10 protein-coding genes are annotated in these 16,168 nt (G+C 40.9%); 6 read left to right on the top strand and 4 right to left on the bottom strand.

Features of this window, described 5'->3' with window-relative positions:
* Window positions 1–31: 31 nt before the first annotated feature.
* Window positions 32–802, bottom strand: coding sequence for a substrate-binding periplasmic protein (locus KHS79_RS06580; protein WP_212717736.1), 771 nt, complete (start codon window positions 800–802; stop codon window positions 32–34).
* Window positions 803–1,587: 785 nt separating this feature from the next.
* Here KHS79_RS06580 and KHS79_RS06575 point away from each other — a divergent pair.
* The 3 genes from KHS79_RS06575 (at window position 1,588) to aceB (ending at window position 8,584) form a co-directional block, all read left to right on the top strand.
* A complete protein-coding gene (locus KHS79_RS06575; protein ID WP_212717734.1) occupies window positions 1,588–2,043 on the top strand; it encodes a hypothetical protein in 456 nt (151 codons plus the stop codon).
* Between the two features lie 303 nt (window positions 2,044–2,346).
* Window positions 2,347–6,576: a family 16 glycoside hydrolase gene (locus KHS79_RS06570; RefSeq protein ID WP_212717732.1), complete on the top strand. Its 4,230-nt coding sequence runs from the start codon at window positions 2,347–2,349 to the stop codon at window positions 6,574–6,576.
* A 403-nt stretch (window positions 6,577–6,979) separates the two neighbouring features.
* The gene (aceB, locus tag KHS79_RS06565; RefSeq protein WP_212717730.1) at window positions 6,980–8,584 is read left to right on the top strand and encodes a malate synthase A; all 1,605 of its coding nucleotides are present in this window, start codon (window positions 6,980–6,982) and stop codon (window positions 8,582–8,584) included.
* A gap of 69 nt (window positions 8,585–8,653) precedes the next feature.
* On the opposite strand, the gene KHS79_RS06560 is transcribed toward aceB, so the two are convergent.
* Complete coding sequence (locus tag KHS79_RS06560) at window positions 8,654–9,610, bottom strand: LysR family transcriptional regulator (RefSeq protein WP_212717728.1); 957 nt, start codon at window positions 9,608–9,610, stop codon at window positions 8,654–8,656.
* A 115-nt stretch (window positions 9,611–9,725) separates the two neighbouring features.
* Here KHS79_RS06560 and aceA point away from each other — a divergent pair, with 115 nt between their 5' ends.
* The 3 genes from aceA to KHS79_RS06545 all read left to right on the top strand — a co-directional run bounded on the left by aceA (window position 9,726) and on the right by KHS79_RS06545 (window position 13,871).
* The gene (aceA, locus tag KHS79_RS06555; protein ID WP_027706844.1) at window positions 9,726–11,033 is read left to right on the top strand and encodes an isocitrate lyase; all 1,308 of its coding nucleotides are present in this window, start codon (window positions 9,726–9,728) and stop codon (window positions 11,031–11,033) included.
* A gap of 469 nt (window positions 11,034–11,502) precedes the next feature.
* Window positions 11,503–12,960 carry a S8 family peptidase gene (locus tag KHS79_RS06550; RefSeq protein WP_212717726.1) on the top strand — a complete coding sequence of 486 codons (1,458 nt, stop codon included), beginning with the start codon at window positions 11,503–11,505 and terminating at the stop codon, window positions 12,958–12,960.
* 242 nt (window positions 12,961–13,202) lie between these two features.
* On the top strand, window positions 13,203–13,871 hold the full coding sequence (locus tag KHS79_RS06545) for an outer membrane beta-barrel protein (protein ID WP_094787384.1): 669 nt from the start codon (window positions 13,203–13,205) through the stop codon (window positions 13,869–13,871).
* An 88-nt stretch (window positions 13,872–13,959) separates the two neighbouring features.
* Here the strand turns inward: KHS79_RS06545 and KHS79_RS06540 are convergent, their stop codons facing one another.
* Window positions 13,960–14,460, bottom strand: a complete 501-nt coding sequence (locus KHS79_RS06540; RefSeq protein WP_212717725.1) for a GNAT family N-acetyltransferase — start codon at window positions 14,458–14,460, stop codon at window positions 13,960–13,962.
* A gap of 326 nt (window positions 14,461–14,786) precedes the next feature.
* On the bottom strand, window positions 14,787–16,166 hold the full coding sequence (pntB, locus tag KHS79_RS06535) for a Re/Si-specific NAD(P)(+) transhydrogenase subunit beta (protein WP_212717723.1): 1,380 nt from the start codon (window positions 16,164–16,166) through the stop codon (window positions 14,787–14,789).
* Window positions 16,167–16,168: the final 2 nt, after the last annotated feature.

Here is a 16,168-nt window from a genome sequence, read left to right as displayed (position 1 = left end):
TGAACTAATCATGCCGGTAGTTTTTTTACACTTACAAATACTCGCTTAAAATATCATTGTATAATGTATCACTAATTTGTCCTTTTGTTTTCTTCACTTCGTCTATACCTTTCTGTAACTGATTAATTAAATCGTCAGACGTTTTTTGGCTAAAGGCGTAAAACAGCTCAGCTTCTTTAAGTATGTAGACTGTGCTGAAGTCACTATTTTGCAAGCCATTTTTTTTGATAAACCAGCGTGCAACATTTTCTTCATAGGCCCATAAGTCTACTCGACCAGTGTTAAGTTTTTTTACCAATGAGTCAGCATTTGATGATGGTTTGATTGAAGCGTCAGGTACGCCAAGCGCTTTTACCAGCTGTTCACCAACATCGTCACGAATAGTGCCTACGGTATACTTAGCGATATCTTCAGGGGTATTGATTTTTACGTCGTTGTCGTTTTTAGCAAGCAAAACGATTTTAGTTTTGGCGATGGGTCCTGCCCATTTGAAGAGAGGTTCTCGTTCTTTAGTACGTGTTGTGGCGAACAGAACATGATTTGGTTCTTCAAGAGTAGCTCGGTACCCCCTTGCCCAAGGGTAAACTTTGATTTGGCCTCTTTTTACTGGAGAACCTGCTTTGTTAGATGCAGCAATAAGCAAGTCGACAGCAATGCCTTTTAATAGGCCTGATGTTTCAAAGTTATAAGGTGGGTATGATTCAGTAATAAACGTTAGTTTATTCAGCTCATTACCATACGATAGTGAACTTAAAAATAATGATAATACTAATGTTGTAATAGCACCTTTGATATGGAACATAACGTTATTCTCCGAGCCTTTATTTGTATATACTTTCGATGAGTTATTTTTGTATACATCTAATTAGGTAGTTAATGAGTTTTACCACACACTGCTTTTAGAATTTCTTATCATTGCTGATACTTTATGGCTAGTTTAGCCTAATATAGACTCTAGCTTGTGCAAAACAATAATAAAATAAGAGGTAAATTATAGCTTGAGCGCTAGTTAATCTAAGCTTTTTTATTTTTTTATGGTTAACTATTGAAGCGTAATTTTATTGATAGATTTAACCTAAAAGTTTTTTGCTTTATGTTTTCTTGCAGAAAAATTCACTGTTAAATAAAAGGTGGCTTTCTGTTGCGTGAAAATGATTTAATTTATACGCTATGTAGGCACAGATTCTATTTTTTTGTCTATTTGTTTAACGCTAAGAAGCTTAAGTCATTTAAAGGTCTTTCGTTGATAGAATCGTGGTGAAGGTTATATTCTTGTTAAGCTGGTATGTTGGTGTTGATTTCTTTGTTGTATGAGAGCTGTATATTAAAAAATACTATAATAAAAGCATAAAAATCACCTATTCTATGGTTGCTAAACGCTATGTCATCATTACCTCTTTGTAGGTAATACATCCCCTGATGTACTTAATATTTATTTAGGCAGCTTTCCTGTTATTTTATGGTACACATCATAAGTTGCACTTATAATGAATACTTGAAAGAGGTATTTAGCTAGTAAGTGACTTAAAGTAGTTTTATTCATGCTATACCTTAACTACAAGGCATAGTATTACTAGGGTACCCACAATGCATTGGCTAAAAGACTGGCTTGGTTCAAAAGAAGAATCTGGACTCGAGAGAAATGAACAGGCGCACTATAAAAATATACGAGAACAAAATAATAAAACGCTGGTAAATTATTTGTTTCAAAAGGTGATTATTCCTCAGCTGTATGAGTTCAAGAGCAAGCTAGCCCTTCATTCTGAAGTCAAAGTGGTTGATATTCGTTACTATCAGTACTCTTGTGAATTACATATTATCCAGCAACTGGCTCAAACACGACATTTTGTGCTTTCTTTTACCACGGACTTAGTGGATAACTTAGTGGTTGTCAGTGCTCAGATGAATGAACTACCAATCGCTGAGTGGAGCAATAAGCATTTATTTATTATGTCTGTTCAAAAAAGTGACATACAACTGTTACTATCAGAGTTTACGAAACGTCTCGATTGTGAAGCCCAGTTTCAACCTGATAGCAATTGAGTTGTTATCCCTTGCAATGAGCGCTGGTCTATCCCTCCTTAGTTTGCAGGGCAGCCCCTTTTAAATGTATCTGTAATAACTGTCTTATTACTTTACATTTACATCACAAATAAATATGTGGTGAGCACTGCTATAGGTGTTTTTGCCTGTATAGGATGAGCATCTTACGAATCTTATTAAATAGCAGGCATTATGTTTGCTTAATTTTCGCGAAAAAACTTCATAATATAAAGAGATTTAGCCATCACTCTTTATGGCTGTTTTTTTACAAATAAAAATAAATACTCAGTGGCCATTCTGGTGATGGATGTAATGATATTGGCAGCAAAAAAGCGGGTTAAGGCATTATTATATTATGCATTCTTTGTCTGTAGTACGGGGGCTTCATGGGCAGATGATGGAACACCAGACTTAACTGCATTGTTAGCAGAAATATCTGCAATGCCTGAAGGCAGTTGGCGTCAAGTGAGTCTTAATCGTTTTGATGATGTGTGGGTACCTGCGGGATTACGGCCACTATTTGGCCTGTCAAACCCTGAGCCTGATCGTATTATTGCGGCGTGGAGTTCTTTTGCTTGGGATAGCCAACGTGGTGATTTAGTACTGTATGGTGGAGGGCATGCCAACTACACAGGTAATGAAGTCTATCGTTGGCGAGGTACGACACGTCAGTGGGAAAGAGCTTCGTTACCCAGCGAAATTATTCAAGATGATTTTGGCAATTGGCGTGCTGTCGATGGTGTGGATGCGGCGCCTAGCTCTGCGCATACCTATGATAATACTCTTTATTTACCCTTTCATGATCGTGTGTTGACCTTTGGTGGAGCGGCTTACAACAATGGTGGGATGTTTATTCGCCAGGTTGATAGCACAACAACACGGCCTACAGGTCCTTACCTCTGGGACCCTGGCAAAGCAGATAAAGATAAAGTAGGTGGTACAACAGGCTCGCATGTCCAGCGCATGGACCCACATCCAGAAATATTGGGTGGGAATATGTGGCAAAACCGCGATATTCATACTCACCTCATGGGACTGCCCACTCTTCCTAAAAGCCATGTGGAGGGTACCACTGCACTCCGCAGTAGTGAAGGTAAAGATGTGGTACTAGTAAATGCTCGGCCCGGTGGCACCCATGAGTATCTTTATCAGTACACTATCAATGACATAAATGACCCCGCTAGAGATTCATGGACACTTTTGGGGACTTATTGGAATGGAGTTAATAATCAAGGTGCAGGCTTATTTGATCCTGTATTAAATCTGTATGTGCGTAGTGGACGAAAGGTCATTGGCTTTTGGGATTTATCGACACCTGGCACTGAGAACAGGGATCAGCTTTTTTATCCTCAGTCACTTGGTAATGAGTTTAATGTCACGCGTGATATGGGGATGGATTATGATGCTAACCGTCACCAGTATTTGTTATGGCGTGGTTATAATGAAGTTTGGGCGATTATTCCACCAACTACAGTCAGTACTGGAGGCTGGCGAGCAGTTAAGCAGCCACTTTGGTCTGGTGATGCCCCAAGCCTGGGTCCTGGCACCGGTATATTAGGTCGTTGGAAATATATCAAACAGCTTGATGTATTTATTGGTTTGCAGGGCATTAGTGCAGGTCAGATTTGGATTTATAAGCCTATAGGTTGGGAATCACCAGCATTAGCTGAACGCACCTTAGCACCGCAAATAGCCCCTGTAGCAGGTACCTATACTAACGCTCAACGGGTGACACTGACTGCAAATGAGCCTGGAGCTTCTCTGCTGTATACCATGGATGGGCTTGATCCAGAGCAATATGGTTCGCCCTATGATGGACCTATTTCACTGAGTACCTCAACCACGGTTAAGGCGGTCGCTATTGCCCCCGAAAAGCGACCAAGCCGGGTGATGTCTGCAGAGTATCACTTCAATGCTCCTCCTGAGATTGCCTCTTTGACACTATCCTCAACACATATATCTGACCAGTCATTTGTGTTGTTATCTGTAAGTGCGAGTGATCCTGATAATCAGCCACAAGCCCTTCAATATCAGTGGGACATTATTAATGGTCAGGGATCTATTGAGCCGGTGTCCGCCACAGAGGTTCGTTATTATCCCGCAGATACTGATAAGACAGAACTGCACTTGTTGCAGGTTGTTGTGAGTGATGGAGAGCAGACCGACGTTGAATCTGTTTACCTCACTGTGACGGATGCTGATGGGCCACCATTACTTTTTTATACAGCTTTTAGTGAAGGAGAAGACGGTTTACCTCCAGCCGATTGGCTGGTGTTCGATGAGGGTAACATTTTTGCCCCTTCTCGCTGGGTCAAAATGGGGCTGCAGTTGGTTCAGCAGAGTAATATTTATGCCAGGCCCATTGTTGCGAGTGATCTGGCTAAACTGGGTACAGTGCTTTATTACCCCAATAGTCTCTCATGGCAAGATTATCAGTTAACCACTTTTTTTTACTCTAAAGACGATGATGCAGTTGGTGTGGTTTTTCGTTTGCAGGATGCAACCCACTACTATCGATTTACCTGGAATAAGGCTTTAGGCTATCGGCGTTTAGAGCGTCGAGAGGGGGCCATATTTACGCTGCTGGCGGAGGATTTTGTGCCCTATGTGCAAAACCAGTTGTACCAGCTGACGGTTAAAGCTGAGGGTAATCAACTTAAGGTTATTATTGATCAAAATGAAATATTTAATGTAAGCGATAATGCTTTTTCGCAAGGAGGTGTTGGCTTTTATAGTTGGGCGAATGAAGGTTATCACATTCACTCGCTGGAAGTACTGGATAATAGAAGCAATGTGGAGCCAGGTGAGGCCCCTGTTATTGAGAGTTTAACCGCTACACCTGTCTCAGTGTCTGCTAATGAATCTACTTTATTACAGGTAGTTGCAAGTGACACTGATAGTCCAGAATCAAGCTTAATTTATACATGGCAGGTGTTGTCTGGTAATGGTGTTTTATCAGCGGCAAATCAGCATACCACGAACTATACCCCCGAGGCTGTTGATGAAGTGGAAGTGCATAGGTTACAGGTCACTGTCAGTGATGGTCTGCAATCGATTACAGAAAACCTGAATATTACGGTTTTACCTACCAGTGCTACCCCTGTGCTTGAGGAAGTATTTGCATCTGGGTTAAGTCACCACTGGCATATGGTTACTACAGGAACGACTCAAGGGCCTGCAGACTGGGCGGTGAAGGATGAGGTGCTTTGCCAGTCGAGTAATGTCTATGCCCCACCCTCCTCTGCTGAGGCAACACTGAAGCCAGGGACTCTATTGTTATACCAGCCAGGTTATCGATGGCAGGATTATGCACTAAGCCTCAATGTTAAATCAGATGACGATGATGTTATGGGGGTGCTATTTCGTGTACAGGATGAGCAGCACTATTACCGGTTTAGCTGGTCAAAAACGTTTGCTTTTCGCCGGCTTGAAAAGATTGAAGGCAGTGACGTTACGGTATTAGCAGAAGATCAAGTTCCGTTTAGCGTTGGGCAGTGGTATTCACTTGATATTAATTTACAAGGCAATACGATTGAGGTCGCTATTGATGATAATTTAATACTATCTGCAAGTGATAATACTTTTCTTCAGGGATCGGTAGGACTGTACACATGGGCAAATCAGGGAACGTGCTTTGATGATATTAAAATACAGACTAAGGCTTCAGCAAATAAGCCACCAGTAATATCTTCAATCCAATCATTACCAGCCTTTTTACCATCAGGTAGCTCTCTACCGTTATCAATCGAAGCAAGTGACCCAGAAAATCAACCGCTTTCTTGGGTTTGGTCTGTTATTGGTCCTGCCTCATTGACAGGCGAATTTACAACAATGCCGATGCTATCGACGCAAACAGTTACTGAGCCGACAACCTTGACCATTACCGCTACTGTTTCTGATGGACAATGGTGGGATAAGGTTCAGCAACAGATTACGCTAATGCCTGCGCAACAGCCTACGTTGTTATTACCAAGCAGCTATGAGGGGCAACGTTTAATCAGTGATTGGTGGTCGGTAAGTGAAGGTAGCCGGTTAGCGCCCGCAAAATGGCAAACAAGTTCAGGAACGTTATACGATAACTCTAATATTTATAGTTTACCCATTACTTTTACTGACTTACGAAAAGCAGGTAGTGTTATTTATTATCCTGCAGGAAAACACTGGGGTAATTATGAAGTGCACTTAAAGCTAAAATCAGGCGATGATGATGCATTAGGTGTTGTTTTTCGTATGCAAGATCCACAGCACTATTACCGTTTTGAATGGAATAAAGCAGGTAATTATCAGCGATTGGTTCGGCGTATGGCTGATGAATATACCCTGCTTGCAGAGGTTGCTGAACCTTATATTCAAGGACGCTGGTATGAGCTTGTTATTAAAGTGAATGGTAATCAAATTGAAGTTTTCTTGGACAATACATTAGCCTTTCAAGTAGTGGACTCGCTATTAAGTAAAGGAACCATTGGTTTATATACCTGGGCTAACCATGGTAGTAAGTTTAAGGATGTGACTGTTTATCCAGTTAATGAGTAATAAAATAACCTTTACTTTTTATGTGGTGTACATCTGCCTCGAATAAGCGTATTAAAAACGGCACGTATTCGTTATTTATATTATTTATAATCACTATTCTTGAAAAGGGCACTCAAGAGAATTGACATTATCATTGGAGAACAACAGTATTGTATTAACGATATCACTATAATTATTTTCCTTTTATATAACGAGGGTAATTGATCAGTGTTCTTGAGTACCAATAGTGGTGGGAGTGCACTTTACGTATAAAGAATACGGAAAAGAAAAGGAAAATAGCGGCTAATGGAGTGATCGTTTTTATATAAGACACTAAGTTTTTTTTATGAGATTGAATGAACTTGCAGTCAGTTGTCTTACAGAATAAACGTAAAAGTAATTACCAATAAAAATGAGGTTTAAAATGACTGAACCAACCCAAATTGGAGAAATGACATTTTTGGGTAAACTGTCTCCCGCATATCAGGAAATACTAACCCCTGAGGCAGTCACCTTTCTTACGGAGTTGGTCAGAGAGTTTCAGCCTCGATTACAACAGTTGTTGGCTGAACGGGCCAAGCGTCAGGCTATATTCGACAAGGGACAGTTACCAGGTTTTTTAACAGAAACCAAAGAAATACGAGATAGCCACTGGACAGTTTCCCCTATTCCTCAGGATTTACAGGATCGCCGCGTTGAGATAACAGGCCCTGTGGATCGCAAAATGATTATTAATGCGCTAAATGCCAATGTAAATGTCTTTATGGCTGACTTTGAGGATTCTCAGTCACCCACGTGGGAAGGTGTTATTGAAGGACAAATAAACCTCCGTGATGCAAACTTAGGTACAATAGAGTATGTACACCCAACCACTGGCAAGGAGTATACTCTAAAAGAGGACCCTGCTTTATTAATAGCTCGGGTACGTGGTTTGCACTTGCAAGAAAAACACGTGCAGCTTCAGCAGCAAAGTATTCCCGCCAGCCTTTTCGACTTTGCCCTGTACTTTTTTCATAACTGGCAAGTCAGAAAACAACAGGGAACAGGTGTTTATTATTATCTTCCCAAACTACAAAGTCACCATGAAGCGGCATGGTGGTCGGATGTATTTAAGTACACAGAAAGCCGATTCCAGCTTCCAGAAGGAACGATCAGAGCGACAGTATTGATAGAAACCTTGCCCGCTGTATTTGAAATGAATGAAATTTTATTTGCATTAAGGGAACATATTGTTGGTCTTAACTGTGGGCGTTGGGATTATATTTTCAGTTATATTAAAACCTTGCGTAACCATGCTGATCGGGTATTGCCAGACCGCCAAAAGGTTACCATGGACCAACCTTTTTTAAGTGCCTATTCCAGACTGCTTATAAGAACCTGTCATCGCCGTGGTGCACTGGCAATGGGAGGGATGGCTGCACTTATTCCCGCTAAAAATGAGATGGCTAATGCCCGGGTTCTCCAAAAAGTCCGTGAAGATAAAGAGTTAGAAGCGCGTAATGGACATGATGGTACCTGGATTGCCCACCCAGGCTTAGCAGATACGGCATTAGATGTATTTAACCAGTATATTCCTGAAGGTAAGTTTAACCAGTTACATGTTCTGCGCGAGGATGATCCAGAAATTACGGCAAAAGATTTACTTGCACCCTGCCCTGGTGAGTGTACTGAAAATGGTATGCGTAATAATATCCGGGTTGCAATCCAATATATTGAAGCTTGGATTAATGGTAATGGCTGCGTTCCGATTTACGGCTTAATGGAAGATGCAGCCACCGCAGAAATTGCGAGAACCTCTATTTGGCAGTGGATGCGTCATGGCCGAAAATTAGACTCAGGTAAAGCGGTGACAGTCACCCTGTTTCGGGAAATGCTACAGGAAGAGTCTTTAATTGTAAGACAAGAAGTAGGTGAAGCGCGTTGGGAGACTGGTAGTTTTGAGTTGGCGATGAACATTCTTGATGAGATTACCACCTCAGAAGAACTGGTTGATTTTTTGACATTACCCGCTTATAACCACTTAAATTAAAGCAAAAAATAAAGGTCTGTATAAAGCAGTCCTTTATTCCTTTTTCGCTTGGCTTGTTGCGGCGCCTTTTCATGACGAAGCGGTAAGGGTAAGCTCAGTTTTAGCGACATCGCCTACCAATCGTCTTAACCACTGGTGTCCTGGGTTATGTTGTAATAAAGGACTCCAGGCCATTTTTAGCTCAAAGTCTGCCACCGCGAAGGGTGGCTTACGAATAACCAACTGTGGGTTATCTTTGGCAAGCAGTGCGGCTCGAGTGGGTAATGTAGCAATAAGGTCGGGTTGTTGGGCTAGTAACATTGCAACCTGGTAATGTCGAGTAAAAACGCTAATACGGCGTTTTTTTTCGAGTTTTGCCAATGCTTCATCAACCCACCCCAAGCGTTGTACATCTTGTGGTGTCATGCCAACCCCTACCCCCATGCCGGTTTTACTCACCCAAATATGCTGAGCTTGTAAATAAGTGTCCAAATTAAAGTTTTTTAAAATAGGGTTTTGAGCGCTGATTAAGCAGGAAAAACTATCTTGCCAGACTGTGGTTTGATGAAAAGACTGTGGCATTTCATCAAAACGATTAATGGCCATATCCACGCGGCCTTGCTCTACATCTAAAAAACTGACGTCACTTGGCGTTAATATATCCAAAGTGACATGGGGAGCAAGTTGCCTTAACTTTGTTAATAAAGGGGGAATCAGGGTTGATTCAGCATAGTCACTGGCCATGATGCGGAATACACGGTCGCTGCTATATGCATCAAATGCTTTTTGGGGTTGAAGCGCTTTTTCTATGTTGGACAATACATCTCGAATCATGGGTTGTAATGAAAGAGCTCGCTCTGTTGCGGTCATTCCTTCACTGGTTCTGACGAGGATAGGATCATCAAAAAGCTCACGTAAACGACGCAAACCATTACTCATGGCTGGCTGGGTGATTCCTAAGTGGCTTGCCGCTTTAGTGACATTTTTTTCACGTAATAAGACATCTAAATACACCAATAAATTAAGATCAACCCGTGAAATATTCATTTTGTTGATACCGAGAATAAAAACTATAAATTTCCTAAATCATGGCATAATTTCTAGACTTTGTCGTGCCTTGTTCGTAATTCATAATAAATACAGCTAACTACAGGAGCCAACGATGGCTATTTATAACCGCAATGAAGAAATCGCTCGTATTGAAAAGGATTGGGCAGAAAATCCTCGCTGGAAGCATGTTAAACGTACTTATACGGCAAGTGATGTTGTTCGTTTGCGTGGTTCAATTCATGTTGCCAATACATTAGCAGAACAAGGTGCCACAAAGTTGTGGTCGTTGATTAATGGTGGTGTGAGTAAAGGCTATGTTAACTGCTTAGGTGCCTTAACCGGAGGTCAAGCGGTTCAACAAGTTAAAGCGGGTATTAAAGCCATTTATTTATCGGGTTGGCAAGTCGCGGCAGATAATAATAGTTCGATGACTATGTACCCTGATCAATCACTCTATCCTGTTAACTCTGTTCCTGCAGTGATTAAGCGGATTAATAACGCCTTTCGCCGGGCCGATCAAATTCAATGGCAGCGTGGCATTAAACCTTCTGATGAGCAGTATATTGACTACTATGCCCCTATTGTGGCGGATGCAGAAGCGGGATTTGGCGGTGTATTAAATGCCTATGAATTAATGATCGCCATGATTGAAGCTGGTGCAGCAGGTGTTCACTTTGAAGACCAGTTAGCCTCAGTGAAAAAATGTGGTCATATGGGTGGCAAAGTATTAGTGCCTACACAAGAAGCCGTACAAAAATTGATTTCAGCACGTTTAGCGGCTGATGTTATGGGGACCAGCACTATTGTATTAGCACGAACAGACGCTAATGCGGCGGATTTGATAACGTCTAATATTGATGAATATGATGCACCTTTTATTACCGGAGAACGTACGGCAGAAGGTTTTTATCAAACACGTGCGGGTATAGATCAGGCAATCTCTCGTGGTTTAGCCTATGCACCTTATGCTGACTTACTCTGGTGTGAAACAGCTAAACCAGATCTTGATGAAGCTAGAAAATTTGCTGAAGCGATTCGTCGTGAATACCCAGATCAACTGTTAGCCTATAATTGTTCACCTAGCTTTAATTGGAAGAAAAATCTGGATGATGCCACCATTGCCAAGTTTCAGCGGGAATTAAGTGCAATGGGCTATAAATTCCAATTTATTACGTTAGCAGGTATTCATGCTATGTGGAATAGTATGTTCGACCTGGCTTATGATTATGCACGTAATGACATGTCAGCGTATGTGAAATTACAGGAAAAAGAATTCCAAGATGCTGAACGAGGTTATACTTTTGTTGCACATCAACAAGAAGTGGGTACAGGCTATTTTGATGATGTAACTAACGTCATTCAGGGAGGCTCATCTTCCGTTACTGCTTTAAAAGGTTCAACAGAGGAGGACCAGTTCTAACTTGTTTAGGATTAAAATAGCAGTAGCGATTGTAGTAAACACATTATCTGCAATGTATGATATTGTTGAAACACAGATCGTATTATTCTTATTAATACTCTTAAAAAGGATCACACCAGTGATCCTTTTTATTTGATTTGAATTTATGAAGAATAAATTAAATGAATATTTTTCATTATTGGGATTAATCGCCATATTGTTAAAAGTACACTTCGATATAGGTGTACACAATGAATAAAGACTGATAACGTTGCATCCAGACTTAAAAGTCCGGTGTTTTATGAATAATTATTGCTCTAAGACAAGTTTCATATTTTTGAGTCATCTAAGATAAATCCATACTTATGTTTTTAGGTTAAAAATACACTCACTCAATGTACAAAAAAGTGTATCCATACGTATCTACAGTTTATCATATCGGCAGACGGATCCTGTCGTATAAGTAGACTTCCAAACCGGAGGGATTTCAATGAATGTTAAGCAATATATGGTCTCAACCGTAGTAGTGTCTGCCCTCACCTTTACCCAAGGTACATTGCTATATGCTGGCAATACAACAGAAGCTACTACTTTTCCTGCTAATAACATGGCCCCTGTTGAGTTTGCACAAACAACTAACCGGTTAATTATGAGTTTTAACAAAGTACATGCAGCAATCCCTGTAGAGGATTTATTAGCACAACTAAGCGACCGAATTTCAGTACAAATGACTTATGTTAGAACAATGGGGACAGGCGCTATTGTTTTTAAACTACCCTCTTTTCAGAATATAAAGCAAATTCAGCAGTTAGTTGAGCAGTTAGAACAACAACCAGAAGTTGAATATGTGGAACCTGACTGGATGATGCGGCCTAAGACACCCATGTCTGTCACACCGACTGACCCACTTTTTAATCAGCAATGGAGCTTACTTTCGAGTCAGTATTTAGGTGATATTAATGTGCAACAAGCTTGGCAACAAAATCAGGGACAAGGTGTCGTTGTTGCTGTGTTAGACAGTGGTTATCTTCCTCACCAAGATTTAAAAGACAACCTGCTTGCAGGTTATGACATGGTCAGTGATTTAGCCATGGCGAATGATGGTGATGGTCGAGATGGTAATCCACTCGATCCAGGTGATGGTCATATGGCCGGTGAGTGTAGTCAGTTAGGAACGAACTCCACTACACAAGACACATCAAGTAGCTGGCAGGGAACACAAATAGCAGGTGTGATTGCTGCTGCTGCAAATAATATTGGTATTAGCGGCATTGCCCATCAATCAAAAATTCTGCCGGTACGTACTGTAGGCAAGTGTGGAGGATATACTTCAGATTTGGTCGATGGCATCCGCTGGGCAGGAGGACTTACTGTAGCTAATGCACCTATAAATAAGCACCCTGCTCAAATTATCACAATTGCTAGTAGTGAACCAGGTCAATGTAAGGCATCACTTCAACAGGCGATTGATGAAGTTAATCAGAAAGGCGTGACTGTCATTGTTGCGGCAGGTAATAATGGTGATCAAGCGAACCAATATAGTCCAGGCAACTGTCAAAATGTTATTGCCGTCTCTGCTAGTGATATCGATGGCAAGCTAACAGACTATAGTAATCGTGGTAAAGGGATTACAGTGGCTGCGCCTGGAGGGGTTAAAGAACCATTACATGCAGGTATTTTATCGACATCAAATGCTGGATATCGAAAAGCCGCTAGTGATAGTTACCAGTATGCGGCAGGTACTGGATTTGCTGCAGCCCATGTTGCGGGTGTCGCTGCTATATTATACAGCTTACAACCATCAACTACGCCAACAGAAATTAAACAACTGATTACCAGTACGGCTAAAAAACAACCAAAGTGTAGTGAATGTGGGCATGGTGTTATTGATGCTGGTGCAGCAGTCAATAAGGCGATGAAATATAAGTACCGCTTTTTCTCTTACTGAGGTATTTTGCTACAACTATTAATAATTGTTAAAGGATTAATGCAAGTTTAAAAAATAATGTAACCTTTTTTATTAATATAACGCGTAAGTTTGTAGCACCTTTGTTTTTTATTAAAACAAAGGTGCTTTATATTTGTGGTTAATACGTATTCAACCGTTTATCTGTTCTCAATGAAAATGGATTGCAGATCATAAAAAACCTGTTCTGTAGTACTAATTTGAGTTGTAATAAAGGTTGAATAATGAAAAAAACTGCTTTATTTTTTGCTATTTCTTCAATAGTTTCCACGCCGCTTTTTGCACAAGATAGTATTAATCCATTCGCAGATGAAAAATCGGGCTTTTATCTAGGGTTGGGGGCTGGTGCGGCTAGTTATGATGATGCTTATTCAGCTTATACAGATAGAGTTGAAAGCCTAGGCTACTCTGGACATAAAACTAAACGCGATGGATTAGCAAAGGTATTTGGTGGCTATCGCATTAATAAATACTTTGCACTTGAAGCGAATTATACTCGTTTTGCAGATACTGAATTTGATGTTAGTCGTTTGTTCTTTAATAATTATCAAAATCTCGAAGTTGATAATGAAATTAGTGGTTATGGAGTAAAAGCAGTTGGTATTTATCCTGTGTCTAAAAGTGTTGAGCTAAATGCTAGTTTTGGCTTAATGAAGTGGAAGATTGAAGAGGATTACCGCGCGTCAGCTAATGGTAGAGAGATAGATAAAGAAAGTGAAACAGCTAAGGGAACAAGTAAAGTATTTGGTTTAGGTGCAAGTTATAGCCTGACTAATAATGTTGCTTTTGGTCTTGACTGGGAGCGTATTAATGACCTAGGTGATAAAGACAAATTACATTTCGGTGAAACTGATGTAGATACCTTTACACTGTCTGCTAAGTATACTTTCTAAACTGCTTCAATTTTATATATGCTTTGCTGCCAAAGGATGGTGGCAGCAGTTGACTGCTAAAAATTATTCTTAAAAGCATCCATATCTTCTATAAGAAAAGCACCATATGTTTAGCATCATATGATTTCTGTCCTAGACGGAGTGCATCTCGCTCAAACGCAAATGTTTCAAATCCATATTTTTGATAGAGTTTAATGGCCGATGTGTTTTCGGAAATAACAACAAGCTGAAGTTGTGATAAGTCATTAAGCTGTTTTGCTTCATCTATTATCCTTTCAAGTAAGCGTTTGCCAATACCATTACTTTGAAAGGGTTTATTAACATAAAACCCCGAAATCATACCTTTATGAGATCTTTTTAGATAATCTTGTCGGCTAACACCTGCAGTACCTACTAATGTAAGTCCATTAAACGCACCAATGATAAAAGATTGGTTGCTTGGGGTAATTTTATTAGCAAAATAACTGAGTGGTTGAGAGAGTTCGTTGTCAAAACTTTGCGCAAAGGATTCTGGGCATGCCCGCAAGGCAGTGAGTCGAATTTGTTTATACTGCTCTGCATCATTACGATTCAATACCCTAATATCCATATTGTTTCTCCATTAAGGGTTTTGCCCTTCTTTATTGGTATATCTACATTGCTTTATTTATGGTGCTGGTTTTTAGTTTGCTGGGCAATAGGAAATACACTACATGTTGTATTAGAAAAGGTTGGTATTTTAGGCTAAAGGCTGGTGAATTAACACTGAACTGTTTGCCGCAAGGATGCGGCAACCAAGCTTCCAAGGATGGATTTACAGCGTGTTCAGTGTAATTCACTAGCTTTAGGTGTCGATCGTTTATTTTTCAATATAAAAAAAGCCGAAGTCAAAGACTTCGGCTTTAGTCTAAAAAATATGCGTTTAAACGTATATTTTTACAGGGCTTTCAGAATAGCTTCAACACTTTCTTTGGCATCCCCAAACAGCATACGCGTATTCTGTTTGAAGAACAGCGGATTTTGAACACCAGCATAACCGGTAGCCATGGAGCGCTTAAATACGATGACTTGGTGCGCATTCCAAACTTCCAGTACAGGCATACCTGCAATAGGGCTTGCAGGGTCTTCAGCCGCAGAAGGGTTTACAGTATCGTTTGCGCCAATCACCAAGACTGTATCTGTTTCAGGAAAGTCTTCATTAATTTCATCCATTTCCAAAACAATGTCATAAGGCACTTTGGCTTCTGCCAGCAAGACATTCATATGGCCTGGCAAACGACCTGCAACAGGGTGGATACCAAACCGGACGTTAACGCCCTTTTCACGAAGCTTCTGGGTGATTTCGTATACGGGGTATTGTGCTTGCGCAACAGCCATACCATAGCCAGGAGTGATAATGACAGACTTGGAATCCTTAAGCATTTCCGCCACTTCTTCTGCAGATGTGGCTACATACTCGCCCTGCTCTTCACCATCACTCAATACGGTACCACTTTCAGTACCAAAGCCACCCGCAATCACACTGATAAAAGAACGGTTCATCCCTTTACACATAATATAAGACAGGATGGCACCTGAGGAACCGACTAGTGCACCGGTTACAATCAGCAGGTCATTGGCGAGCATAAAGCCTGCTGCAGCTGCAGCCCATCCTGAATAAGAGTTCAGCATGGATACAACGACAGGCATATCTGCACCACCAATAGATGCGACTAAATGCCAACCAAAAGCCAAGGCGATAATTGTCATCAGAATCAATGAGAAAGTAGCGCTATCACTGTTGACGAAGTTGAGCATTAACAGAATGGATACAACAACACCAGCCAGGTTAAGCTTGTGCTTGTGAGGTAATGACAGCGGACGTCCACTCATAATGCCCCGTAACTTTGCAAATGCTACGATTGAGCCTGTAAACGTCACTGCACCAATAAATACCCCAAGGAAAATTTCACTTAAGTGAATGGTTAACATGGCACCTTCCATAGGAGGGTGATCCAAGTAACTGTTGTAACCAACCAATACCGCAGCCAAGCCAACAAAACTATGTAGCATGGCTACCAGCTCAGGCATTTCAGTCATTTGCACCTTTTTGGCCAGATGCAAACCAATGGCAGCACCAATCACCATTGTCACGATAATGGTGCCCATGCCTGACACTTCAGGGTTGCCAATGGTAGCCAGTAAGGCAATGGCCATACCGACCATACCATAGATATTCCCCTGCTTAGCTGTTTCCTGCTTACTCAGGCCCGCTAAGCTGAAGATAAATAAAATGGCAGCAACAATATATGCTGCACTGATAAAACCTTGTGACATTA

The organism is Zooshikella ganghwensis (assembly GCF_018263875.1).
GTDB lineage: Bacteria > Pseudomonadota > Gammaproteobacteria > Pseudomonadales > Zooshikellaceae > Zooshikella > Zooshikella ganghwensis.
This window is presented reverse-complemented; position numbering and strand designations above follow the sequence as displayed.

Excerpts from the sequence above, each read along its gene's own strand:
- KHS79_RS06580 (WP_212717736.1), bottom strand. The coding sequence starts at position 802 with ATGTTCCATATCAAAGGTGCTATTACAACATTAGTATTATCATTATTT.
- KHS79_RS06575 (WP_212717734.1), top strand. The coding sequence starts at position 1,588 with ATGCATTGGCTAAAAGACTGGCTTGGTTCAAAAGAAGAATCTGGACTC.
- KHS79_RS06570 (WP_212717732.1), top strand. The coding sequence starts at position 2,347 with ATGGATGTAATGATATTGGCAGCAAAAAAGCGGGTTAAGGCATTATTA.
- aceB (WP_212717730.1), top strand. The coding sequence starts at position 6,980 with ATGACTGAACCAACCCAAATTGGAGAAATGACATTTTTGGGTAAACTG.
- KHS79_RS06560 (WP_212717728.1), bottom strand. The coding sequence starts at position 9,610 with ATGAATATTTCACGGGTTGATCTTAATTTATTGGTGTATTTAGATGTC.
- aceA (WP_027706844.1), top strand. The coding sequence starts at position 9,726 with ATGGCTATTTATAACCGCAATGAAGAAATCGCTCGTATTGAAAAGGAT.
- KHS79_RS06550 (WP_212717726.1), top strand. The coding sequence starts at position 11,503 with ATGAATGTTAAGCAATATATGGTCTCAACCGTAGTAGTGTCTGCCCTC.
- KHS79_RS06545 (WP_094787384.1), top strand. The coding sequence starts at position 13,203 with ATGAAAAAAACTGCTTTATTTTTTGCTATTTCTTCAATAGTTTCCACG.
- KHS79_RS06540 (WP_212717725.1), bottom strand. The coding sequence starts at position 14,460 with ATGGATATTAGGGTATTGAATCGTAATGATGCAGAGCAGTATAAACAA.
- pntB (WP_212717723.1), bottom strand. The coding sequence starts at position 16,166 with ATGTCACAAGGTTTTATCAGTGCAGCATATATTGTTGCTGCCATTTTA.